Consider the following 22,487-nt stretch of genomic DNA (forward strand, 5'->3'; position numbering starts at 1 on the left):
AATTATTATATATCTCATTTTCAAAAGGGGAGCTGCCAGAAATGAAAAACAAACTAACCTTGATTCTTCTGACAACAGTAGTGGCGATGGCCACGCTAACGGCATGCGGCGGCAATAATGAAAACTCGGGCGGAAACGCGGCGCAGTCCGCGGGCGGCAAGGGTTCAGCTGATGTGAAGAAGCTTCGCTTCGCTACATGGGATACAGGCGACGCGCTTAAAATCGAGCAGGATATCGCGAAGAAATTCGAAGCTGATCATCCCGGAACGCAGGTGCAGGTAGAAGCCTACGCGGATGGCTTTGACCAGAAGCTAGCAGCGGGCTTTGGCGCTACGAATCCGCCGGATGTCATGTACATGTGGGATTTTCCAACGTATCACCGTTCGCTTGAACCTCTTAACAGCTACGCGGACGGCGACAAAGATCTGAATAAGGATGATTTCTACAGCGGTTTGTTCAACTATGCGACTATAGATAACAATCTCTATGGCATTCCGGCAGGCTTTACGACTCGCGTGGTCTACTACAACAAAAAGATGTTTGACGATGCGGGCATCCCTTATCCGAAGGATGGCTGGACATGGGATGAATTTCAGTCCGCTGCCCAGAAGCTGACGGATAAATCGAAGAAGCAATACGGCTTTGGCGTACGCGCGGAGAATGATACGTATGATCTGCAAGGCTTTGTATGGAGCAACGGCGGTTCTTATATTTCGGAGGACGGCAAAACAATCGACGGCTATATGAACAGCAAGGAAACGGCCGGTGCCATTCAACTGTTTGGCGACATGCTGAAGAACGGATCGGCTGTACTGACGGGCGGTAAAGGGCAGCAAAGCGGCGAGGATATTTTCAAAGGCGGCAAAATCGCCATGTGGGAAAGCGGCATCTGGCCGCTGGAGTCCTTCAAGCAGGCAGGCATTGACGTAGGCACGGTAGAGATGCCGGCCTTCCCGGGCAAGCCGGTAAAAGGCGTCGTTGCCGAATCTGCCCTATCCATTGCCAAGGATTCCAAGCAGAAGGAGCTGGCTTGGGAATTTATCAAATATTACGTGTCGAGCGAAGCCATTAAGATGCGCGTAGCCGATTTGCCGGTACGGGTAAGCGTAGTGAGCGAACTGAAAAAGGATCAGGATCCTCTATACAAGCCTTACTACACGATGCTGGAGCGCTCGGATAATACGCCCGCATTCCTTCTTAACGACAAGTGGAATGAAGTGAACCGGCAGCTGTCCGCCGCGGTTGAAGCGGTCGTGCATGGCAGCAAAGCGCAGGATGCGCTTAATCAAGCCGTGAAGGACAGCGAGCGGTATTTGAAATAACATTACAGCTTTGGAAAGAAGGTTAGGAGATGGCTCAGACCTACTCGCAGACAGCAGGGAACAACGCGGCCAGCTTCACGCCTAGAAGAAAACGCAGATGGGGTGGGGCTGCGCCCTACCTCTTCATCTTCCCGTGGATCTTCGGATTCCTCGTTTTCACGCTAGGCCCGTTATTGTTCTCGCTTATTATTTCGTTTTTTGATTGGCCGATCGTAGGCCAGGTGCATTTCATCGGTCTTGGAAATTACAAATCCATGTTTACGGATGATCCGTTATTCTGGAAGTCGCTTGGCGTAACGCTTAAGTTTGCCGCCCTTTTTGTTCCTTTCAATATTATCGTTGCGCTAGGGCTTGCCATTCTGCTCAATCAGAACACGCGCGGCACGGCTATTTTCCGAACCGCCTTTTATCTGCCGTCCGTCATTTCCGGCGTTGCCCTGGCGATGATCTGGTCGTGGGTGTACAGCGGAGATTACGGCATCTTGAATTATTTTCTCTCGATCATTGGCGTGCAAGGTCCGGACTGGCTGAACGATACCAAATGGTCCATGGTTGCGATGGTTGTCGCCAGCCTATGGGGGCAAGGCTCCATGATGCTTGTCTTTCTCGCGGGGCTTAAGGGAATTCCGAAGGATCTTTATGAATCAGCTTCGCTTGACGGCGCGGGGAAAATCAGGCAGTTCTTCAGCGTAACGGTGCCAATGCTTAGCCCGACCATTCTGTTCAACCTGATTACGTCCATTATCGCGGCCTTCCAGCAGCTGACTCTGGCTTTACTCTTGACGGGCGGCGGGCCGATGAAAGCCACTTACTTCTATGCGATGTACATGTACGAGAATGCGTTCAAATATTACAAAATGGGTTATTCCGCAGCTAACGCATGGTTTATGTTCCTTATCGTGCTTACGTTAACCTTCCTGGTATTCAAGTCTTCCGAGGCGTGGGTGTTCTATGAAGGCGAGATGAAGCGCAAGCCGCAGAAGAAAACGAAAGCTGGCGGAAAGGGGAAAACAGCATGAAAAAGCTATTCATCTATGCGTTATTGATCTGCTGCTCGCTGCTGTTCGCCGCACCGCTGTTCTGGGCGGTGACCACGGCGCTCAAGTCGCAGCCGGAGCTGTACCTCTTTCCGCCGAAATGGATTCCTTCCATTTGGAAATTCAGCAACTTCTCGGATGCTTGGACGATACAGCCCTTCAACTTATTTTTGAAAAATACGGTTATCGTGACGCTGTTGTCAACGATCGGCCAGCTGGTATCCTGTACGCTTGTGGCTTACGGATTCGCAAGATTCGAATTCAAGGGACGCAATCTGCTGTTTCTGGTCGTGCTGGCGACGATGATGATTCCTTGGGAAGTTACGATGATTCCGCAATACATGGAGTTTAACTACCTGGGCTGGATCAATACGCTTAAGCCGCTTATTGTTCCATCGTGGTTCGGATCGGCGTATTTCATCTTTCTGCTGAGACAATTTATTCTGACTCTTCCGCGTGAATTAGATGAAGCAGCGACGATCGACGGAGCAAACAAATTCGGCATTCTTGCGAGAATCATCGTGCCGCTTATGGGGCCGCCGCTTATTCTGGTCGGAGTGTTCCAAGTGATGAACTGCTGGAATGATTACCTGGGACCGCTGATTTTCCTTAATGATCAGTCGAAATACACGCTTACGCTTGGCTTGTCGCAGTTCAAGGGGATGTTTGGCGTCGATATGCAGTCCATTATGGCGATTACCTGTCTGATCTCGATTCCGCCGCTTGCCGTATTTTTCTTCGCGCAGCGTTATATTGTAGGCGGAATCGCCAATACGGGGATTAAATAAACAGAGAGCTTTGCGATTCGGGAGGAGAAGCATCATGACAAACAAGACAATCGAACGGGATTGGGACAATCTGGCGGTGCTGGAGCGCAACCGGGCGAAAAGCCGGGCGTATTTCATCCCTTTTTCTGATATAGAAGGCGCTTTGAGCTATGACAGGGGGAGCTCCCCTTGGTTCAAATCCTTAAACGGCAACTGGAAGTTTAATTACGTGAAAGGACCTGAATGGGCGCCGGAAGGATTTTTTGAAGAGAGCTACGATATCTCCGGCTGGGACGAGATTCAGGTTCCGGGTCACTGGCAGCTGAAGGGATACGGCCATCCGCATTATACGGATCTGTATTATCCGTTTCCGGTCGATCCTCCCCATGTGCCTAACGATAATCCGACAGGCAGCTACGTGCGGGAGTTTGAGCTTCCTCCGTATTGGAACGGAAGAAAGCTGGCGGTTAAGTTTGACGGCGTAGACAGCGCCTTTCATGTATGGGTGAACGGTGAGTTCGTCGGGTACAGCCAAGGAAGCCGCTTAACGTCGGAGTTTGATTTAACGCCTTATGCAAAAGCCGGGATCAACCGCATGGCCGTCCGTGTTTATCAATGGTCGGACGGTTCCTACCTGGAAGATCAGGATATGTGGTATATGAGCGGTATTTTCCGGGATGTGTATCTGGTTTCCGAGCCATCCACTATCCGTATTGCGGACTACCGGATCGTGACCGAACTGGACGCACAGTATTGCGATGCTATCCTGTCCCTAAAGGTAGAATTGAACGGAGACGACCTGCAAGGGGAAGTCAGATTGAAACTGCTGGATCAGGAAGGCAAGCCGGTTGCTTCCGCGGTTAATCCGATCGGTCCGGCAAGCCGGAATCAAGCTTGTACCGAATTCGCGATTCCGGTATCAAAACCCGCGCTGTGGAGCGCCGAAGCACCGGAACTGTATCATTTGGCGATTAGCATTGTTGATCAACATAACCACGTGGTGGAGACGGTTGCCCAGCGGGTAGGCTTCCGCAAGATTGAAGTGAAGGACGGACAGTTTCTGGTGAATGGCAAAGCCATCCTGCTCAAAGGCGTAAACCGGCATGACCATCACCCGGATACGGGACGTACGGTTACGCTGTCCACGATGATTCAAGATGTCATTATGATGAAGCAATATAACATTAATGCGGTCAGAACGGCCCATTATCCGAATGATCCCCGGTTCTATGACGTTTGCGATGAATACGGGTTATATGTTATGGAAGAAACGGATTTGGAGACTCATGGATTCGAGCCGCTTGGCAACATTTCGCGTTTAAGCGATGATCCCGCCTGGCAGGACGCGTATGTCGACCGGATCCGCCGCATGGTCGAGCGCGATAAGAACCATCCATCCATCTTGTTCTGGTCGCTTGGCAACGAGTCCGGCTTTGGCTGCAATTTCAGGGCAATGTCGGAATGGTGCAAGCAGGCAGATCCAACCCGGCTCATCCATTATGAAGAAGACCGGGAAGCGGAAGTATGCGACGTTGTGAGCACGATGTATTCTTCCGTTGAGAAAATGGAAGGCTTCGGACAGCTGGTTGATCAGACCAAACCGCATATTTTGTGTGAATTCGCTCATGCGATGGGCAATGGTCCAGGGGGGCTTAAGCCGTATTTCGATACCTTTGATGCTTACCGAAGATTGCAGGGCGGCTTCGTATGGGAATGGATTGACCACGGTATTTCCCGGAAGACGGCTGACGGAAAAGACGATTACGCCTATGGCGGAGACTACGGGGATGAACCGAATAACAGCAATTTCGTTATTGACGGTCTTGTTCGTCCCGACCGGACGCCTTCACCGGGACTTATCGAATACAAGAAGATTATCGAGCCTGTAAGGGTCGAATATTTATCCAACCATCGTATACGCGTCACCAACCGGTATGATTTTATTTCGCTTGATCACCTCCTTGCAGATTGGAGCGTGATTGCAGACGGACGTACGGTTCAAAGCGGTGTTCTGTTGCTGCCTCCGATTGGACCTGGAGAAAGCGCGGAGCTGATCGTTCCTGTTCGGACGGATGTACAGCATACCCGATTGGAGATTCATGCCGAGCGGTGGTTGAACATCGGTTTCTCGCTTGCAGCGGATTGCATTTGGGGAGAGCGGGGGCATGAGATCGCCTGGGAGCAGCTTGCGCTCGAAGCAGTGGAGATAAACACCTCGGCGGCAGCTGTAAATCTGCCTATTCGAAGCTTATCCTGCATAGAGGAAGGGCGGCAAATTATTCTGGAGAACGATTTATTCCAAATGGCCTTTGACTCCCGTCAATCCGGCATCAGCTCGCTTCGGATGAACGGTAAAGAGCTTTTGAAGAAAGGGCCGCGCCTTAACTTCTGGCGGGCGCCGATTGATAACGATATGTATGTCCTGCCCGATTGGCGCAAGGCTCATCTTGATAAACTGACGGAGCGAATCGATGCTTGCATCTGGGAGAGATTGAATGCCGAGACCGTTCAGATTAGATGGACCTCCCGCATAGCACCGCCCGTGCATGATTGGGGCTTCCGTTGTGAAACCATCTATACCGTAACAGGCTCCGGTTTAATAACGATTGATATTCACGGGGTTCCGGAAGGCGAGCCGCCTGCTATGCTACCTAAGATTGGACTCCAAATGGAGCTCCCTTCGGATATGGATGCCGTCAAATGGTATGGCCGCGGACCGGGAGAGAATTATTCCGACAGCAAGGAAGCGGGACGTTTCGGTGTATACAGAAAGTCCGTAGACGAACTGTTTACCCCATATATTTACCCGCAAGAGAACGGAAACCGCACGGATGTCCGCTGGGTGTCGGTCACAGACGGCGGCGGAATCGGCCTGCTTGCCGTTGGTGAACCAACGCTTGAATTCAGCGCTCGAAGATATACGGATGCCGATCTGGAAGCAGCAAGGCATGCTAGCGATCTAACTCCCCGAGACTTCATTACGCTGAATCTGGATTACCGGCAGAACGGGCTTGGCAGCAATAGCTGCGGGCCGGCTCAGGCACCGGATTGCACGGTTACGCCTGACGAATTCCGTTTCCGATTATTATTAAAGCCTTACCTTTCCGAGGATACCGCTCCAGAGCGACTCAGTCATCAGATGAGATTGGAAGCGAGGCGCGGCCTCTCCACTCTCGGAAAGGAGTAGGAGATGTCCGACTATTTCCGGGGATTATTGCGTCTGCCGTCAGGTGTTCGCCGGTTCCTGATGACCGAGTCTTTGTACGGTATCGGAATCGGACTGTATTCGCTCGTGCTCAATTTGCATTTATTGTCCAAAGGACTAAAAGAAGATCAAGTTGGCGCTTTGGTATCCGTTGGCATCTTAATTATGGGGATACTGGCTATCCCCGTATCCTTGCTTGCCAATCGGTACGGCCGAAAAAAGCTGCTGGTTACCGGCATTCTGTTTATTGCGGCAGGCAATGTCCTATATGCATTCACTGGCGAGCTTGCTTACTTCTACCTGGCTCAAGCTCTAGTCTCGATTGGATTAACGCTGGTAGAGACGACAGAGGTTCAACTTCTCTTCCATTATTGCACGTCACGCAGGGACGAGATGCGCGCGTTTTCCCTTATGTTTGCGGTTTTTACAGCCTTCACGGGAGCAGGAACCTTAATCGCAGGTTATCTGCCTAGCGGAGCAACAAGCGGAGAAGGCTATCGGACAGCGCTGCTTCTTGCCGGCCTGGTATTTGTCATTCATGGAATTGTCCGCGGCTTGATCCTTCCGGCAGAGAGTGGTGCCACTCCTCCTAAGGAGATTAGATTGGATGAGAGTAGAAACCGTGAGATCGTGTCCGGTTGGAAAAAGAAGCTTCCTAGCTCCAAGCTATGGCTGTTCTCCGTCTTTATGGCTTTGCTAGGAGGAGCGCTTGCGATAACGGGATCATTCCTCAATGTAATCGTCAAATACCGGCTGGACTGGATGGACGATAATGTCTCTCTGCTGCTCGCTATAGCGGGAGTTGTTCTCTTCGTAAGTTCTTTGCTTACTCCGTATATCATGGAGAGGTTTGGCCCGCATAACGCTATTATTTCTGTTTTCGTTATAAATATGGTTATTTTCGCCGCTCTTTTCTGGTCCATGCCGGTATGGCTCTTTACGGTCTTGTTCCTCATTCGTGGGGGCGGAGTGACCATGCTCTCCAATCTAGTGGATAGCAAATTAATGTCCGCGCTCAAAGAAAAAGAGAGAAACCTCTTTGCCGGGATGCGTTCCGTCTTCCGCAGCGTAGGCTCTTCTATTGCCGCTTATTTGGCGGGATTGATTTTGGCCGGAGCGGACTATCAGATGCCCTTCCTCATAACGGCGGTAGTACTGGGCGCAGGGTTGTTATGTTATACGCGGTGGATTCGTCCGCTTTTGGATTAAATGAAAACGGAACGGAATTTAAGGCAGTCACTCAGGCAAAGATCTGAGGGACTGTCTTTTTCGTTTATTCTAATAGATTAAAATAACTATTTTTTATTTTTTAGGAAGCTTATTTACGTAAACCCGGAATTTATATCTTTTTTTATACGAACCTCGCGGGAGGATTTATAATAGATCAGGAAGAATTTAAGTTGGTTCCTATTTATGTTAATCCTCAGGGGGAAGACGATGCAGAGAAAGTGGTTTTACCGTCTATTGCTGTCTTACATGCCGGTTTTCGTTTTTGTCGTCCTGCTGCTTTGCATGGCGTTCTATTATCGCTGGAGCGAAGAAACGAAGGAGCGGATTCAGAATACGAACGATGTGTTTGCGGCGCATGTCATGAACGTAATGGACTCATCGTTTCTGACGATTGAGAATTATATCGTGCAGCAGCTGTTAACGGACGAGACGATTAAAAATTACTATAACACGGAAGAGCCGACGGAGCCTTTTATCGCGTATCAGATTACGCAAAGGCTGAATGAGTTGAAGACGTTGTTTCCTTTTGCCGGGGATGTGTATCTTTATAAAGCGTCAAACCAGGAAGTTATTACGGACAACGCCATATTCAAGCTCGATCAGTTTGCGGACCGTTCCTTTGTAGAGGCTGCATTTAAAGGAGGATTAGGGAGCAAATGGACCTCGCAGCGCAGCTACAATCAATTCATCGGCGAAGCGCGGCCGGCTCAGGTCGTGTCGCTCGCGAAGCTGTTCCCTATAACTTCCGCGATTCCAAACGGTGTCGTCGTTATTAATATACAAGTGGGCTCTGTGCAAAGCATGCTGCAATCGATAAAAGCAAACGCGGCGGACTCCATTTCTTTGACCGGCGCCGACGGTCATGCCTTCTTCGATGAACCCTCGCAGCCCGATTCCGGAAAACCGGATGAATGGGGAAAGAGCAGCGTACTCTCCGCTTATACGGGCTGGAAGCTGGAAGTAAAGGTGCCGCCGCTGGAGCGGGCAAGCGTTATGGCCTCCTTCCTGGAGGCATGGATGCTGCCGGTGCTTGGACTTATGCTGCTGGGATTGTTGTTTCTGACTTACATGACTCATCGGAACTATAAGCCAATTGAAGAAATTATGATTCGGATCGATCGTTATACCCTTAAGCGGAGCTTAGCCATAGGCAAAAAAACGGCGCATGACGAGTTCCACTTCATAGCCTCCGCGCTGGACAATCTGGTAGAGAACTCGCATCAATACGAGAAGCGGTATTTGGAGGACTTATCGATCCGCAAGAAGTATTGGTTCTATGAACTGCTTGACGGCCAATTCTCTTTGAGCCTCGATGAATGGAGACAAGAGGCCGAGCAGCTTAAGCTGCCGGAGGCCTTTGCATCCGCGCTGGTTATGATTGTAGAGATTGATAACTATCAGGATTTCCGCAATACCTATTCCGTTCGCGACCAGCAGCTGTTTAAATTCGTTATTCGCGGCGTGATGCAGGAAATCGCTCAAGGCCAGCAAGTGCCGATTTGGCTGGAATGGAAGGAAGCCGATCAACTGGTCGCCATTCTCTATGCCGATACGGAAAAGGCGCCAGTATCCGTTGATCACATCGCGGAAGCCGTGAAGACTTGGGTCTCTTCTAACCTGCAATTTACGACTTCCGTTTATGTAGGTTCCGAAGCTCATGATGCGGAGGATATCGGCCACTCTTACCAGGACGCGCTCCGGGCCGGGGAATACCGGACGCTTCACGGCTACAATCATGTTTATTTTGCACGGGAAGTGCAGCCAAATGCCGGCAGTGATTTGTATCGTCACCTGCAAGCGGCCAAGACCTTGGCCAAAACCATTCGCGCGGCGGAGCCTTCATGGCTGGCCGGTCTTGAAGCGATGTTTGCCGAGATGCGAAGCGAGCAGCTTCAGCGGGATAAAGTGCTTGACGTGGTGCAGTGCCTTTTTAATGAGCTGGATAAAATGCTGCGGGAAATACCCGAGGACGCGGAAGGACGGGAGCCGGCTCATTCATCATCGAAGGCGATGGCCGACCTGGCCGAATTGGACCTGGTGGACGAGATGCAAAGCGCATTAACCCGTTATCTTGCCGAATTGGTCGAATCGCTTGGGGCATGGCAGCAAACCCAGGATTATCATCATTTAATCGAAGAGGTAAAGACGTTCCTTCAGGAGAACTTCGGCAATCCGGATCTCTCCTTGCAATATTTGAGCGAGAGATTCGAGCTGTCTACCCGAATGCTAAGCCGCGTATTTAAGACGGAGACGGGTGAACGATTCGTCGATTACTTAATCCGCATCCGGCTGGATGAAGCGAAACGGCTGCTGGTCGATACCTCCGATTCCGTGCAGTCTATCGCGGAGCAAGCGGGGTACCTGCAGGTCATTTCCTTTATACGCGCGTTTAAGAAACGGGAAGGGCTCACCCCCGGCGAATATCGCAAGCTGAACCAGTCCTCATGACCAAAAGGTTAATCGGAGAAAAAGGTTAATCGGATACGGAGAAAGCCGCCTTATACGGTAATAAGGCGGCTTTTGCGCATCGTAACCAAAAGGTTTATCGCGGAAAAAGGGAAATTGAAGCCTATGCTCCCCTTCCCGTATAGTGAGAGTTGTTCAGGTCTTACCTGCAGGAGACGCTGACGCTTTTACGGTTTAACACAGGGAGGTGAGTCTGATCGGCAATTTGATATGGAAGCGCAATCTATCGTTATACGTGATGTTTGCGCCTGTCATTGTGTTCTTTATCGCATTTAAATACATGCCGATGGCCGGAAGCATCATGGCGTTTAAGCACTACAATTTCGGCGACGGCATTTGGCATAGCCCGTGGGTAGGCTTTGATAATTTTCGCGTATTGTTCAGTACGCCGGCCACTATGCAAATTATTCGGAACACGCTTCTTCTCAGTCTTCTGTCCATATTTGTCGGGTTCCCGTTTCCGATCCTGCTCGCCATTATGTTAAATGAAGTCAGGGCGATGTGGTTTAAACGGATCGTGCAGACGCTTATTTTTCTGCCCCATTTCTTCTCGTGGATTATCGTCGCCGGGATTATCGTTACCGTGTTCTCTCAACAATCCGGCGTCGTCAACGAGCTGTGGAAGTCTCTATTCGGGCAGCCGTTCGCTTTCCTGTATCACGAAGGCTCCTGGCTCGCGATATTCGTCAGCTCGGGCATTTGGAAGGAAGCGGGGTTTAGCGCAATTGTCTACCTGGCGGCGCTGGGCAGCATTGATGCCAGCTTATACGAAGCGGCTAGTCTGGATGGCGCGAACAAGTGGAAGCAGATTTGGCATGTTACTTTGCCGGGGATCAGCTCGACGGTGGTATTAATGTTTATTTTATCGATGGGCCGGGTTATGGAAGTTGGCTTCGATCAAGTGTTTATGCTTCAGAACTCGACGGTTTCCAATATCTCGGAAGTCATTTCGACTTACATTTATAAGATTGGCCTAATGGGCTCTCAATTTAGTTTGACGGCTGCGATCGGATTGTTTGAATCCATCGTTAGCTTGATTCTGGTCGTCATCACCAACCGGATCGCTCGCAAATTCGGCAGCGGCTTGTGGTAAGGGAGGGTACATCATGCAACTATCAGCAAGCGAAAAAATAATGGTATCCGTCTTTTATGCGATACTTGTCGTCGCGGGACTCCTCTGCTTATTTCCGCTGATCCATATTGTCTCGCTATCAATCAGCGATACGCATGCCGTGGCATCCGGGTGGGTAACGGTCTTTCCGATCGGCTTCTCGCTTCATTCGTACCAGCAGTTGTTTGCGGGAACCCCGATCCTGCGTTCCTTTTGGAATAGCGTTCAGATTACGGGCGTCGGGGTTGTCCTCAGCATGATCTTTACGATTCTGGCGGCCTACCCGCTGACGCGAACCTACTTTTTCGGCAGAAAACTGTATACGTTCGCAATCATATTCACGCTGCTTTTCGGCGGAGGGCTTATTCCGACCTTCCTGACCATTAAGAGCTTTGGGCTGCTGAATACTTACGGGGCGTTGTGGCTGCCGGGCTTGATCAGTACGTTTAATCTGCTTGTGCTTCGGTCCTTTATGGAAAATATCCCGTCGGAACTGGACGATGCGGCCCGGATTGACGGCTGCGGGGATTGGCTCTACTTGGCGAAAATCGTATTGCCGCTCTCGATGCCCGTTCTTACGACGCTTGCGCTTTTCTACGGCGTTGGGTACTGGAATTCTTTCTTTAACGTGTTGATGTACATGAACGATACAACGAAGTACAACCTTTCCGTACTCGTTCAGCAGATGATTCAGAGCCAGACGATGCTGGCCCAGATGAACAGCTCGGACAGCGCCGATCAGATTCTGCTGACACCGGAAGAAATCAATTCGGCCGCGATTATGGTCATGGTGCTTCCGATTATGATCGTTTATCCGTTTTTGCAAAAGCATTTCGTGAAGGGCGTTATGATTGGCGCCGTTAAAGGATAAGGAAAAGACGAGAAGAGAAGGGGATAAGGTCTATGAAAATTTGGCAAAGAAACACGCTGGCAGCGGCTATGCTGCCGCTTGCGTGCGGAGTTCTGCTGGTCGCTTGCTCGAGCAATAGCGGTTCGAAGGAGGAAGGGAAAGGCGGCTCAGCCGCCAAACCTAATCTGTCGGTTACGATTTACGATCGCGGCAATATTCCTCAAGGAATGGGGACGATCGATAACAACCGTTGGACGAAATGGCTGAACGAGAATGGACCCGTTAATGCGAAATACGTTCCTATTCCTCGCGGCGAGTCCGTACAGAAGCTGAATATTTTGTTCTCCTCCGGCAACGCGCCGGATGTGATTGAGGAATTCGACGCCAACTTCAGGGATCAGCTCTACCAGCAGAAGCAGATTATTCCGGTAGACGACCTGATTGAGAAGTACAGCACGACTTACAAGGAATTGATGGCCAAATATCCGGAGCTTAAAAAGGCCAGCACGAAATCCGACGGCAAGCAGTATGAATTCGGCCGGGTACAGAAGCTCGCAGGCTTTCAAGCTTTGTTCATTCGCGAGGATTGGCTAAAGAAGCTTGGCTTGCAGGAGCCGCAGACGGTAGAGGAGCTGTTTAACGTAGCTAAGGCGTTTGCGGAGAACGATCCGGACGGCAACGGTCAGAAGGATACTTACGGCATCGCGCTAAGCGGCGAGACCGGCGGAGCAATCTCTACCATGTTCCAGGATGTGTCATGGGTAGTGGAAGGCGGCAAGCTGGTTCACGACTGGGATCGGGCGCAAGCTGCGGTAACGTTCAAGAAGCAGCTATATGATGCGGGATTGGCAGACAAAGATTTCCTGTCGGATAAAAACGGCCAGAAGGCGCTGCAGGATTGGATTAACGGCAAGACGGGTATTTTCGTGGGCCGCACGATTGATCCCGTAAATTTCAGCACCTATTACGAGCCGCTTAAGAAGAATGTACCGGACGCCGAAGTAAAAGCGATCAAGCTGCCGGCATCCACGTACGGACGTTTCGCCGTTGGCGTGAACAATCCGGTACAGATGACGACGGTCATTAACGCGAAAACAAAGAATACGGAAGCGGCAATGAAGTATATTGATTTCATGGCATCGAAAACAACGGGGGAAATGCTGCGCTACGGCACGCCGGAGGCCGATTCGGCCAAAAATGCAAACGGCTGCTACGTACCGAAAGATATACAGCAGTTCAGCAAAGAAGTGTCGTGGAATAACGACTTCCAGCTTCTGCTGCAGCAAATCGAGCTTGAGCCTTGCGCGAGCACGGCGAGCCAGTTGGATGCCGGCCAGCCGCTGCAGAAGGATTTCATCGAGCTGATCAAGGAAAACAACGAAGCGAACTTAAGTCCCGATGTGAAGTATGCGCCAATCACTTACAGCGAGCATATGCCCGCGCTCCCGGAGGATCTCAAGGTCGTAAACACGAATGTATCCAAGATTGTAGATTTCTATAATAAAGCCATCGTATCCGGTTCTTCCTATGGCGTGGACCAAGCCTTTGCCGACGCGAAAAGCTTGTGGCAAAAATCAGGAGGAGAGAAGCTCGAAGAGTTCTATTTGAAATGGTACGATGAAAACAAAGATACGGCTTTCCTCGCGAAAGACATGTGGAAATTCATTCAGAATTAGGAGGGATACGATTGAGATTCGCAGATACGACAGCCGGCGTTCCTTATGCCAAAGACCCTGCCGTTGTCCGGTATAAAGGGAAGTATTGGATGTACTATTCCAGAGGGCCGTTTATTGACGGCCGCTGGGGAATTGGAGTTGCCGAAAGCAGCGATTTGGAGCATTGGACGAAGGTAGGAGAAGTTCCGATCGAGCAGGAATGCGAAGCAAAGGGGATTTGCGCGCCGGGAGCGATTGTGCTTCATGACCGCGTTCATTTGTTCTATCAAACGTATGGCAACTTCCCTAAAGATGCGATTTGCCATGCCGTGTCGGAGGACGGGGTAACGTTTGCCAAAAATGAAACAAATCCGGTTTTTGCGCCAACCGGCGAGTGGAATAACGGCCGGGCCATCGATGCCGACGTTATCGTGCATGAGGACTGCTTGCTGCTCTATTTCGCGACACGCGATCCCAAGGGAGAAATCCAGATGCAAGGCGTGGCCGCAGCACCGCTCCATTCGGAATACGGGCAAGCGGATTGGACGCAGATTTGCAGCGAGTCTATTCTAAAGCCTGAACTTGATTGGGAAGGCAAGTGTATTGAAGCGGCGGGGATGCATAAAAGAAACGGCCAGCTGTATATGTTCTACGCTGGTGCCTACAATAACGAACCTCAGCAGATCGGGTGCGCGGTAAGCCGGGACGGCGTTCATTGGGAGCGTCTATTCACGGAGCCTTTACTCCCTTGCGGGGAGCCGGGAAGCTGGAATTCCAGCGAATCGGGGCATCCGTTCCTGTTCGCGGACGACGACGGCCGCACCTACCTGTTCTATCAAGGGAACAATGACCACGGCAAGACCTGGTATTTATCCAAGGCGGAGATCGGATGGAAAGACGACCTTCCGTATGTAATAGAGGAGAAATAGCTGAAAAAATGCCGCAATCCTGCGGCATTTTTTTTATTTGACCTTCTCTTCAACCGTCCACACGCAGTCATTCTGCGAAAGCATTTTTGTCGAACCAAGCTCAATCGCTGTTCTATAATACGAAATCTTATCGTCTATTTTCTTCGTATACGCTTCGAGCTCGGCCATTTTCTCCGCAACAAACTTCTTGTGGTTTTCGAAGACTTCCAGACGCTCCTTTAAGGTCGCATCGCCTTCCATACCCAACTCAATATACTTTCTGATTTTCTTCACGGCCATTCCGCTATTTTTCAGACAGGCGATAACGGCCAGCCACTCCATATCACTCTCTTTAAAAACTCGGTTTCCAGCCTCATTCCGATCTACAAAGGGCAATAAGCCTTGCTTGTCGTAAAAGCGCAGGGTATGTGCGGACACGCCAATTTTTTCAGCAACCTGACCAATTGTATATCTCAACGTACAAGCCACCTTTTATGAAAATATGAACTAGTATACGGCTTAGAGTGTACTCTAAGTCAAATCCTATTCCAATACTGAAGGTGCTTGACTTAGACATGACTCTAAGGCTTAGCATTCATTTTGCATCAGAATATAACCAGAAGGAGAGAAAGCAATGACTAATAATAAAGTGTGGATCATCACGGGATGTTCCACCGGGTTCGGCAGAGAGCTTGCTTCAGCAACGATAAAAGCCGGCTATAAGGTTGTGGTTACCGCAAGGAACCTAAACGCCATCGCCGATCTGGTTAACGGAAACACGGACAATGTACTGGCCATGGAGCTTGATGTGACAAAGCCGGAGCAGATTGAAATGACGGTAAAAGCTGCTATAGATAAGTTTGGCAGGATTGACGTGCTGGTCAATAATGCCGGCGTTGGTTATTTCAGCTCCATTGAGGAAGCTGCCGAAGAAGAAACCCGGAAGATGTTCGAGATTAATTTCTGGGGTCTCATGCATATGACAAATGCAGTCTTGCCGTATATGAGAAGCGAGCGCTCCGGTCATATTATTAATATATCTTCCATTGGGGGATTGGCATCCTTTCCGGGAGTCGGCTACTATAACGGTACGAAATACGCGGTTGAAGGGATCTCGGAAAGCCTCGCGAAGGAAGTATTACCGTTTAACATTCATGTATCGCTGATCGAGCCAAGCAATTTCCGTACGGATTGGTCCGGACGCTCGGCTGCCAAAACCAAATCCGCTATCAAAGAATACGAGGAGCTTATCTCTCCGTTTATAAACGGGGACACCCGCGGGAAAGAGCCCGGGGATCCCAAAAAAGCCGCGAAAGCCATCATTGGCATCGTGGAGGCGGAAGAGCCTCCGCTTAGGCTGCTTCTCGGAGCGGAAGCTTATTCCGTAGTCGTAAACAAATATACCGAGTCACTGAAGAACTTCGAGAAATGGAAAGAAGTATCGGTGAATGCGGATTTTCAGGAGTAAGGCAACCTCACTTTACAGACGCAAAAACCACGAGCCTGTCCGGTCTCGTGGTTTTGCATTTCTTGACTATTCCAGCCCGTACTGACTCTTCGACTGCAGCTTGTCGCCAAGGAAAATAAACGTCGCGTTAGACAATGAGCTGCCTTTATTCTCATAAAGGACGGCTATTCCGTACATATCGTCGCCTTTTTCTCCGGTCTCCGTTACGATCTCTCCTTCGGAGCCGATGATCTTCACGACTTCCTCGTAGGACATGCCGTTTTTGACTTTATCGTAGTTTTCTTTCGTAATGACGGTTTCATTATCGCCGGACGTATTTGGCGCTTCCGGCGATACGTTAGCGGATGCGGTGGCAGCCGGCGTTGATTCCGCCGCGTTAGCATCCTTCGAGTCTTCTTCGTTTGATCCGCAAGCAGCCGTTAGGGCGAACAAGCCTGCGACAATCAGCATTCGTAATCCTTTCATTTCGTTCCTCCTGCTTCCCAAAGATCTAATGCCGGAGCAGCTCCGGTTACCGAAATTTTACAAGGATACGAAACAAAAGAGAAGATTAATGGAAGGAAATGGTTCCATTAGACATGGCAAATCATTCGATATACCCGGTACCTAAGTTTCATAAACGATCTGCTTGCCGCATGGCGTTAGCTATTATTGACTAGGACTAGAGGCAGTGGGGCTGTTCCATTCTATCCTTGCGCCGGGAATTGCCCCCGGCCGTTGCCTTGCCCCGCTGAATCAGAATTGTACAATGTTTTTAATCAGACCAAGGCGCTTAATCAGTTGCCGACGCATCGCAGCAATTATAGAGTTGATTATTCTTGAACATTGTATCAAACTTAACTTGACTACAAACTAAAGGAGAGAGAACAGATATGCAATCCGTAGCAGGTAAAGTAGCGTTAATTACAGGAGCAGGGCGTGGTATCGGACGGGCGGTAGCCATTGCGTTCGCGCAAGAGGGCATTCATGTCGGCCTTGTTGGACGAACGCTTGAGAACTTACATAAAGTAGCGGAAGAGCTTAAGCCGTATGGCGTGAAGGTAGCCCTTGCATCAGCCGACGTGGCCGATCTGGCTTCGATTACCGCAGCGGTTGAGATCATTCGCTCCGAATTAGGTGCCATCGATATTCTAATTAACAACGCTGGCGTAGGCAAATTCGGCGGTTTCATGGATCTGACGCCGGAAGAGTGGACCAACATTATTGATGTTAACGTCAAAGGCGTGTACTACACGACACGCGCGGTATTGCCTGAAATGATTGAACGCAATACAGGCGATATCGTAAACATTGCGTCCACGGCCGGTCAGAGAGGAGCGCCTCTCACAAGCGCGTATACGGCTTCGAAGGCTGCCGTTATCGGTCTCAGCGAATCCTTAATGCTTGAGGTTCGCAAGAATAACATTCGGGTAATCACCTTGACCCCAAGCACGGTTGCAACGGATATGGCTGTGGAGCTTAAGCTAACCGACGGCAACCCTGAGAAGGTTATGCAGCCTGAAGATTTGGCTGATTTGATTGTCGCGCAGCTGAAGCTCCACCGCCGTGTCGTATTGAAGCAAGCGGGACTTTGGTCAACCAACCCATAAGGGCGTAATACGAAATAAGAAACAAGCAAAAGACTGCCGATTTATCGTCAGTCTTTTGCTTGTTGTATACGGGATAGTGTTATATATTCGATATTATTTATAACTCATTCGTAGGCGGAGAGGTGACAATGGCAAATATTAATGACATTGCAAAGCGCGCGGGCGTATCGGTATCAACGGTATCCAGGGTGTTAAATCATAATCCGTATGTGTCGGAGGAGAAGCGTGCGGCTGTTCAGCGCGTGATTGACGAATTGGATTACACGCCAAACCGCTTGGCCGTTGATTTAAACCGACAAGAAACAAGAACCATCGGTGTCATCATGCCTTACAACAATAATCAGGCTTTTGATCAGCTGCTTCATGGCGTGCTTAACCGCTCGGTGGAACGCGATTATTCCGTTATGGTGCTGCCTACCAAGTACGATCCGGCTAAAGAGCTACGTTCCCTGGACAGGCTGAAAAATAAACAGCTGGACGGGATTATCCTTACGTCCCGCTCGAATGCATGGGACGCCATTGTCCCGTACTCCAAATACGGGGCCATTGTGGCTTGCGAATATACGGATCATCCGGAGATTGGCTGCGCCTACATGGACCGGTATGCCTCTTTCGTAGACGCCTTCCGATTATTAAAAGACAAGGGTCATTCCCGTGTCGCTTTTACGACGGCAAGAGGTGAAGAGAGCAATAGTACCCGACTGACTTTCAAAGCGTATGAGCATATTTTGGGCGAACTTCCGCCTGCCTACCATATCAGCGATTGCTACAGCATGGAGGATGGGGTACGGGCAGCCAAGCAGCTGCTTCATGCTAAACGGAGACCAACGGCTATTTACGCGAACGGCGATGAGGTTGCAACGGGAATATACCAGTATGCAAGGAGCATCCAGCTGGAGGTGCCGGAAGACTTGGCGATCATCGGCCAAGAAAACCAGCCGGTCGGAATTGGATTAGGTCTATCTACGGTTGATCATCAATTGGTGAAAGTCGGAGAGCAAGCCTTTGATCTCATCGTTGAAAAATCCAGGGATAAGATCGAGATTCCGTATCGCATCGTTGTAAGGCAATCGATTTAGCTATTGACCTGAAAAGGATTTCATACTTTAGCCTACAGACAAGAGATTGATTCTAAAGCTGTAGGAGGAAGATAGCTATGTATACGGCCCTTATTTTTGACGTTGACGGCACTTTGATCAATTCGGAAGAGCACCGGCATACGATTCATGTTTTTGACGGAATTGGGGAGCTGCTCGCTGAACTTAGAGAGTATCCGGTTCTAAAAGGAGTGGTTACCTCGAAGACGAGTCAGGAGTATCTGGATGACTTTGTCCCCTTTGGTCTCGTTCGCGACCTGCCCTTTGCCTTATGCGCGGATGATACGAAGAGGCATAAGCCTCATCCGGAGCCTTTGCTTGCCTTTCTTGAGATCTCGGGCGCACGGGCGGACTCAACCATTTATATCGGCGACACCGTCTACGACTACGAATGCGCCAGAGATGCCGGAGTAGATTTTGGATTAGCGTTATGGGGATGCAGGCAGCCTGACCTTATTCCCGCAAAGTATAAATTTGAACATCCGAAAGATATACTGACTCTTCTGAATCGTCCTTAATGGCAAGGGAGATTGACCTTTCCAATCACAATGCCAATAATAGAGAAACAACCCTTAACGCAAGCCGCACCCTATTTTGTTCCCTTAAGGAGATTTACCCTGCATGTCCATACGCTTTAAATTGCTATTATCTTATGCGGCAATGCTGGTCATACCGCTTATATCGATCCTGGTTATCAGTCTGCTCCTGGTTATCTTCTATCAAGGGGACGTGAAGAACCTAAAGGGCGTTTATGAAACGACGGAAAACAGGTTTGGCCACGAAGCTGTCGAGCATGCGGTAAAAGAAATCAAACGTACATCGGTCCGGCATCCCGATTTATTGCTGGACTCTACGTATTTGAATGATATGTCCGCTGATTTGGAAAAAAACGATTCCGGTATCATCGTAAGAAGAGGCGATGACGTCTACTACCGCTCGGAGATTATGGCGCAAAGTCCTCGGCTGGCAGCTGATTTGCCGGAATATGCGCAGCCGAATGCTTCAAACGGTTATACAGAGAAAAAAGAAGGAAATACGAATTATGTATTTTTGCAGTTTGACGTCATGTTTAAGGACGAACCGGTCAGCCTGTTTATTATATCGAAGGAAGATCCGCTTACCTACTTCATCCGCAAGTATTTCCCTACCTTATTTGTATGTTCCTTGTTGATTCTTATTATCACTCATGTCCTGCTGACGACTTATATGTCCAAAAACATTATCCGCCGCCTGCAGACCTTGCGGACAGCCGCGCGGGAGATGAAGAATGGAAATCTGGATTTCAAGCTTCAGGTTGAAGGCAAAGACGAGATTGGTCAATTAGGCATGGCCTTTGAGGATATGCGTTCGCGCATGCAGGATTCTATTCGGATCCAAGCTCAATACGAGGAGAACCGAAAGGAATTGATTGCAAGCATATCGCATGATCTGAGAACGCCGCTTACCGCCATCCGGGGTTATATTGACGGGGTGATGGAAGGTGTGGCGGATACGCCGGAGAAAAGCGCGAGGTACATGAAAACGATCGATGCGAAGGCCGCGGAGCTAGAGCATCTGATCAACGAACTCTTTTTGTACTCCAAGCTTGATCTTAACCGCCAGCCGTTCCTCTTTGAAGCGGTGGAACTGTTGCCTTTTCTAAACGATTTGTCGGAGGAGCTTCAATTCGAGCTTGAGAAAAAATCAATTGCGTTCGAGCCCGATATCCATGTGCCTGCCGGATCTTTCGTACGCATGGACAGAGACCAATTCAAACGCGTGCTGAATAATATTATCTCCAATAGCGTCAGGTATATGGACAAACCCTTGCCGGTTATCCGGATAAAAGCATATCTAGAGGGGAATCAAGCAGTCATGAAGATTTCGGATAACGGGATCGGAATGAAGGACAAAGATCTTGAACACATGTTCGAACGGTTCTATCGCGCCGACGAATCGCGGAGCGTTAAGACGGGCGGGAGTGGCCTTGGGCTTGCCATTGCAAAGCAAATCATGGAGAGCCATAACGGAGAAATAACGGCAGCAAGCAAGTGGACAGCCGGTACAACCATCAGCTTGTATTTGCCCATTCATTCAAGGGAAGGAGGAGGGAAATGATCAAGTCGGTTTTGCTGATTGAAGACGATACAACGATAGCGGAGCTTCAGCGGGATTACCTGGAGATTAACGGATTTGAAGTGCAGGTAGCCGCTGATGGAGAAGCGGGTCTGGCAATGAGCTTGTCCGGCCATTATGATCTGGTCATTCTGGACCTGATGATACCCAAGATGAACGGGTTCGAGGTTTGCAAGAAAATAAGGGAGAAGCAGGACATTCCGATTCTTATCGTCACTTCTCTCCATGACGATATTGACGTGATTCGGGGGTTGGGTCTTGGCGCGGACGATTACATTACCAAACCGTTTAAGCCAGCCGAGTTGGTTGCAAGAGTGAAGGCCCATCTGGCCAGGTATGAGCGGCTGGTTGGCAAAAAAGACGTCAAAAACATCGTTCAAATTCGTGATCTGTATATCGATCCGGATACGCGCAAGGTCTATGTGAATGACGAGGAAGCGGTATTAACAACGAAAGAATTTGATCTGCTGTACTTCCTGGCGAGTCATCCCAATAAAGTGTTTAGCAAAGAGCATCTCTTTGAACGGATATGGGGAGTTGACGCGCTTGGAGATATGCAGACGGTTACCGTGCATATTAGGAAAATTCGCGAAAAAATTGAAAAGGACTCTGCTAACCCCGTCTATATCGAAACGGTATGGGGGGCTGGCTATCGCTGCAGAGGGTAAAGAAAAGTCTGATCCGGGGATCAGGCTTTTTTTATTTTTTTCATAATAGTTAATAAAAATTTAATCGAATATTCACTGCTCGTTGAGATCTTCGCCTTACATTAGGAGAAGTTTAATTAAGGCATGATTTACGAGAGGAGCAGTTATTCTGTTATGCAAAACATTCTTACAGCTGTTGTTCAGGGCATCATAGAAGGATTAACCGAATTTCTTCCGGTGTCTTCAACAGGTCATTTGATTTTATCGGGAAAGCTGTTGAACTTTACCGGTGACAAGGCGGATACCTTTGAGATTATTATACAGCTTGGAGCTATTCTGGCGGTTGCCGTTATTTATTGGCGGAGAATATTCAACCTTCTGGGAATAAAGGGACTATCGCCGGAGATGGCTGGAGCCCAGCAAGATAAGCTTCCGGGCAGACTTAATCTTCTCCATATTATTCTTGCCTGCTTGCCCGCGATGGTGCTGGGGCTAGTTCTGCACTCGTTTATTACCTCGTATTTATTCTCCGCTTACACCGTGCTTGTAGGCTTGGTTTTCGGAGGGATCTTTATGCTGTTCGGCGAGAGCAGCAGCAAGTCTTCTGTCCAATCCGACGGGGTGGATCAGATTACCTATAAGCAGGCCGTGTATATCGGATTATTTCAATGTCTGGCGCTTTGGCCAGGCTTCTCGCGCTCGGGTGCGACAATTGCGGGAGGATTATTGGCTGGTGTTGGCTATAGAGCGGCAACGAACTTCTCGTTCCTGATTGCGATTCCGATGATGGTAGCCGCCAGCGGATTCGAGTTGTTAAAAAGCTATAACACCTTAACAGCGTCGGATGCGGTATTTTTTATTACCGGCTTCCTGGTCGCTTTTGTGGTGGCCCTAGTTGCGGTTATTACGTTCTTGAAGCTCCTTGAACGCTTCAAGCTTGCGCCTTTTGCCTATTATCGCTTTGCGCTTGCGGCCGTCTTTCTGGTATACCTGCTGGTTACGGGCAACTAATCGCTCTAT

At 49.6% G+C, this 22,487-nt stretch carries 19 protein-coding genes; 17 read left to right on the forward strand and 2 right to left on the reverse strand.

Going from position 1 to position 22,487, the window contains the following annotated elements:
* Positions 1 to 41 precede the first annotated feature (41 nt).
* The 10 genes from PJDR2_RS08665 (at position 42) to PJDR2_RS08710 (ending at position 14,572) form a co-directional block, all read left to right on the forward strand.
* A complete protein-coding gene (locus PJDR2_RS08665) occupies positions 42 to 1,322 on the forward strand; it encodes an ABC transporter substrate-binding protein (protein ID WP_015843288.1) in 1,281 nt (426 codons plus the stop codon).
* A 29-nt stretch (positions 1,323 to 1,351) separates the two neighbouring features.
* Positions 1,352 to 2,341 carry a carbohydrate ABC transporter permease gene (locus PJDR2_RS08670; RefSeq protein WP_015843289.1) on the forward strand — a complete coding sequence of 330 codons (990 nt, stop codon included), beginning with the start codon at positions 1,352 to 1,354 and terminating at the stop codon, positions 2,339 to 2,341.
* Entirely contained in the window at positions 2,338 to 3,147 is an 810-nt protein-coding gene (locus tag PJDR2_RS08675) for a carbohydrate ABC transporter permease (RefSeq protein ID WP_015843290.1), read from the forward strand. The genes PJDR2_RS08670 and PJDR2_RS08675 overlap by 4 nt, the downstream gene beginning before the upstream one ends.
* Before the next feature lie 34 nt (positions 3,148 to 3,181).
* On the forward strand, positions 3,182 to 6,313 hold the full coding sequence (locus tag PJDR2_RS08680; protein WP_015843291.1) for a glycoside hydrolase family 2 TIM barrel-domain containing protein: 3,132 nt from the start codon (positions 3,182 to 3,184) through the stop codon (positions 6,311 to 6,313).
* Positions 6,314 to 6,316: 3 nt separating this feature from the next.
* On the forward strand, positions 6,317 to 7,540 hold the full coding sequence (locus tag PJDR2_RS08685; protein WP_015843292.1) for an MFS transporter: 1,224 nt from the start codon (positions 6,317 to 6,319) through the stop codon (positions 7,538 to 7,540).
* Between the two features lie 228 nt (positions 7,541 to 7,768).
* Positions 7,769 to 10,009: a helix-turn-helix domain-containing protein gene (locus PJDR2_RS08690; protein WP_015843293.1), complete on the forward strand. Its 2,241-nt coding sequence runs from the start codon at positions 7,769 to 7,771 to the stop codon at positions 10,007 to 10,009.
* A 205-nt stretch (positions 10,010 to 10,214) separates the two neighbouring features.
* Positions 10,215 to 11,120: an ABC transporter permease gene (locus PJDR2_RS08695; protein ID WP_015843294.1), complete on the forward strand. Its 906-nt coding sequence runs from the start codon at positions 10,215 to 10,217 to the stop codon at positions 11,118 to 11,120.
* A 13-nt stretch (positions 11,121 to 11,133) separates the two neighbouring features.
* Positions 11,134 to 12,009, forward strand: coding sequence for a carbohydrate ABC transporter permease (locus PJDR2_RS08700; protein ID WP_015843295.1), 876 nt, complete (start codon positions 11,134 to 11,136; stop codon positions 12,007 to 12,009).
* Between the two features lie 32 nt (positions 12,010 to 12,041).
* The gene (locus tag PJDR2_RS08705; protein WP_015843296.1) at positions 12,042 to 13,664 is read left to right on the forward strand and encodes an extracellular solute-binding protein; all 1,623 of its coding nucleotides are present in this window, start codon (positions 12,042 to 12,044) and stop codon (positions 13,662 to 13,664) included.
* 11 nt (positions 13,665 to 13,675) lie between these two features.
* Positions 13,676 to 14,572 (forward strand): family 43 glycosylhydrolase, encoded by an 897-nt coding sequence (locus PJDR2_RS08710; RefSeq protein WP_015843297.1) that lies wholly within the window; start codon positions 13,676 to 13,678, stop codon positions 14,570 to 14,572.
* A 33-nt stretch (positions 14,573 to 14,605) separates the two neighbouring features.
* Here the strand turns inward: PJDR2_RS08710 and PJDR2_RS08715 are convergent, their stop codons facing one another.
* Positions 14,606 to 15,028: a MerR family transcriptional regulator gene (locus PJDR2_RS08715; protein WP_015843298.1), complete on the reverse strand. Its 423-nt coding sequence runs from the start codon at positions 15,026 to 15,028 to the stop codon at positions 14,606 to 14,608.
* Positions 15,029 to 15,185: 157 nt separating this feature from the next.
* Here PJDR2_RS08715 and PJDR2_RS08720 point away from each other — a divergent pair, with 157 nt between their 5' ends.
* A complete protein-coding gene (locus PJDR2_RS08720; protein WP_015843299.1) occupies positions 15,186 to 16,019 on the forward strand; it encodes an oxidoreductase in 834 nt (277 codons plus the stop codon).
* Positions 16,020 to 16,085: 66 nt separating this feature from the next.
* On the opposite strand, the gene PJDR2_RS32385 is transcribed toward PJDR2_RS08720, so the two are convergent.
* A complete protein-coding gene (locus PJDR2_RS32385) occupies positions 16,086 to 16,484 on the reverse strand; it encodes a DUF3862 domain-containing protein (RefSeq protein ID WP_015843300.1) in 399 nt (132 codons plus the stop codon).
* A 407-nt stretch (positions 16,485 to 16,891) separates the two neighbouring features.
* Between PJDR2_RS32385 and PJDR2_RS08730 the strand changes: the two genes are divergently transcribed.
* The 6 genes from PJDR2_RS08730 (at position 16,892) to PJDR2_RS08755 (ending at position 22,478) form a co-directional block, all read left to right on the forward strand.
* Positions 16,892 to 17,608, forward strand: a complete 717-nt coding sequence (locus tag PJDR2_RS08730) for a 3-ketoacyl-ACP reductase (RefSeq protein WP_015843301.1) — start codon at positions 16,892 to 16,894, stop codon at positions 17,606 to 17,608.
* A 128-nt stretch (positions 17,609 to 17,736) separates the two neighbouring features.
* Complete coding sequence (locus tag PJDR2_RS08735; RefSeq protein ID WP_015843302.1) at positions 17,737 to 18,687, forward strand: LacI family DNA-binding transcriptional regulator; 951 nt, start codon at positions 17,737 to 17,739, stop codon at positions 18,685 to 18,687.
* Between the two features lie 77 nt (positions 18,688 to 18,764).
* The gene (locus tag PJDR2_RS08740; protein WP_015843303.1) at positions 18,765 to 19,223 is read left to right on the forward strand and encodes an HAD family hydrolase; all 459 of its coding nucleotides are present in this window, start codon (positions 18,765 to 18,767) and stop codon (positions 19,221 to 19,223) included.
* Between the two features lie 103 nt (positions 19,224 to 19,326).
* Positions 19,327 to 20,802 carry a sensor histidine kinase gene (locus tag PJDR2_RS08745; protein ID WP_015843304.1) on the forward strand — a complete coding sequence of 492 codons (1,476 nt, stop codon included), beginning with the start codon at positions 19,327 to 19,329 and terminating at the stop codon, positions 20,800 to 20,802.
* A complete protein-coding gene (locus PJDR2_RS08750) occupies positions 20,799 to 21,488 on the forward strand; it encodes a response regulator transcription factor (RefSeq protein WP_015843305.1) in 690 nt (229 codons plus the stop codon). Before PJDR2_RS08745 ends, PJDR2_RS08750 begins: the two co-directional genes overlap by 4 nt.
* Positions 21,489 to 21,641: 153 nt before the next feature.
* Positions 21,642 to 22,478, forward strand: a complete 837-nt coding sequence (locus tag PJDR2_RS08755) for an undecaprenyl-diphosphate phosphatase (protein ID WP_015843306.1) — start codon at positions 21,642 to 21,644, stop codon at positions 22,476 to 22,478.
* Positions 22,479 to 22,487: the final 9 nt, after the last annotated feature.

Source organism: Paenibacillus sp. JDR-2 (assembly GCF_000023585.1).
GTDB lineage: Bacteria > Bacillota > Bacilli > Paenibacillales > Paenibacillaceae > Pristimantibacillus.

What these genes read in the sequence shown, in the direction of transcription:
- PJDR2_RS08690 (WP_015843293.1), top strand. Translation starts at nt 7,769, where the DNA reads ATGCAGAGAAAGTGGTTTTACCGTCTATTGCTGTCTTACATGCCGGTT.
- PJDR2_RS08700 (WP_015843295.1), top strand. Translation starts at nt 11,134, where the DNA reads ATGCAACTATCAGCAAGCGAAAAAATAATGGTATCCGTCTTTTATGCG.
- PJDR2_RS08730 (WP_015843301.1), top strand. Translation starts at nt 16,892, where the DNA reads ATGCAATCCGTAGCAGGTAAAGTAGCGTTAATTACAGGAGCAGGGCGT.
- PJDR2_RS08745 (WP_015843304.1), top strand. Translation starts at nt 19,327, where the DNA reads ATGTCCATACGCTTTAAATTGCTATTATCTTATGCGGCAATGCTGGTC.
- PJDR2_RS08680 (WP_015843291.1), top strand. Translation starts at nt 3,182, where the DNA reads ATGACAAACAAGACAATCGAACGGGATTGGGACAATCTGGCGGTGCTG.
- PJDR2_RS08675 (WP_015843290.1), top strand. Translation starts at nt 2,338, where the DNA reads ATGAAAAAGCTATTCATCTATGCGTTATTGATCTGCTGCTCGCTGCTG.
- PJDR2_RS08670 (WP_015843289.1), top strand. Translation starts at nt 1,352, where the DNA reads ATGGCTCAGACCTACTCGCAGACAGCAGGGAACAACGCGGCCAGCTTC.
- PJDR2_RS32385 (WP_015843300.1), bottom strand. Translation starts at nt 16,484, where the DNA reads ATGAAAGGATTACGAATGCTGATTGTCGCAGGCTTGTTCGCCCTAACG.
- PJDR2_RS08740 (WP_015843303.1), top strand. Translation starts at nt 18,765, where the DNA reads ATGTATACGGCCCTTATTTTTGACGTTGACGGCACTTTGATCAATTCG.
- PJDR2_RS08735 (WP_015843302.1), top strand. Translation starts at nt 17,737, where the DNA reads ATGGCAAATATTAATGACATTGCAAAGCGCGCGGGCGTATCGGTATCA.
- PJDR2_RS08685 (WP_015843292.1), top strand. Translation starts at nt 6,317, where the DNA reads ATGTCCGACTATTTCCGGGGATTATTGCGTCTGCCGTCAGGTGTTCGC.
- PJDR2_RS08705 (WP_015843296.1), top strand. Translation starts at nt 12,042, where the DNA reads ATGAAAATTTGGCAAAGAAACACGCTGGCAGCGGCTATGCTGCCGCTT.
- PJDR2_RS08755 (WP_015843306.1), top strand. Translation starts at nt 21,642, where the DNA reads ATGCAAAACATTCTTACAGCTGTTGTTCAGGGCATCATAGAAGGATTA.
- PJDR2_RS08750 (WP_015843305.1), top strand. Translation starts at nt 20,799, where the DNA reads ATGATCAAGTCGGTTTTGCTGATTGAAGACGATACAACGATAGCGGAG.
- PJDR2_RS08665 (WP_015843288.1), top strand. Translation starts at nt 42, where the DNA reads ATGAAAAACAAACTAACCTTGATTCTTCTGACAACAGTAGTGGCGATG.
- PJDR2_RS08720 (WP_015843299.1), top strand. Translation starts at nt 15,186, where the DNA reads ATGACTAATAATAAAGTGTGGATCATCACGGGATGTTCCACCGGGTTC.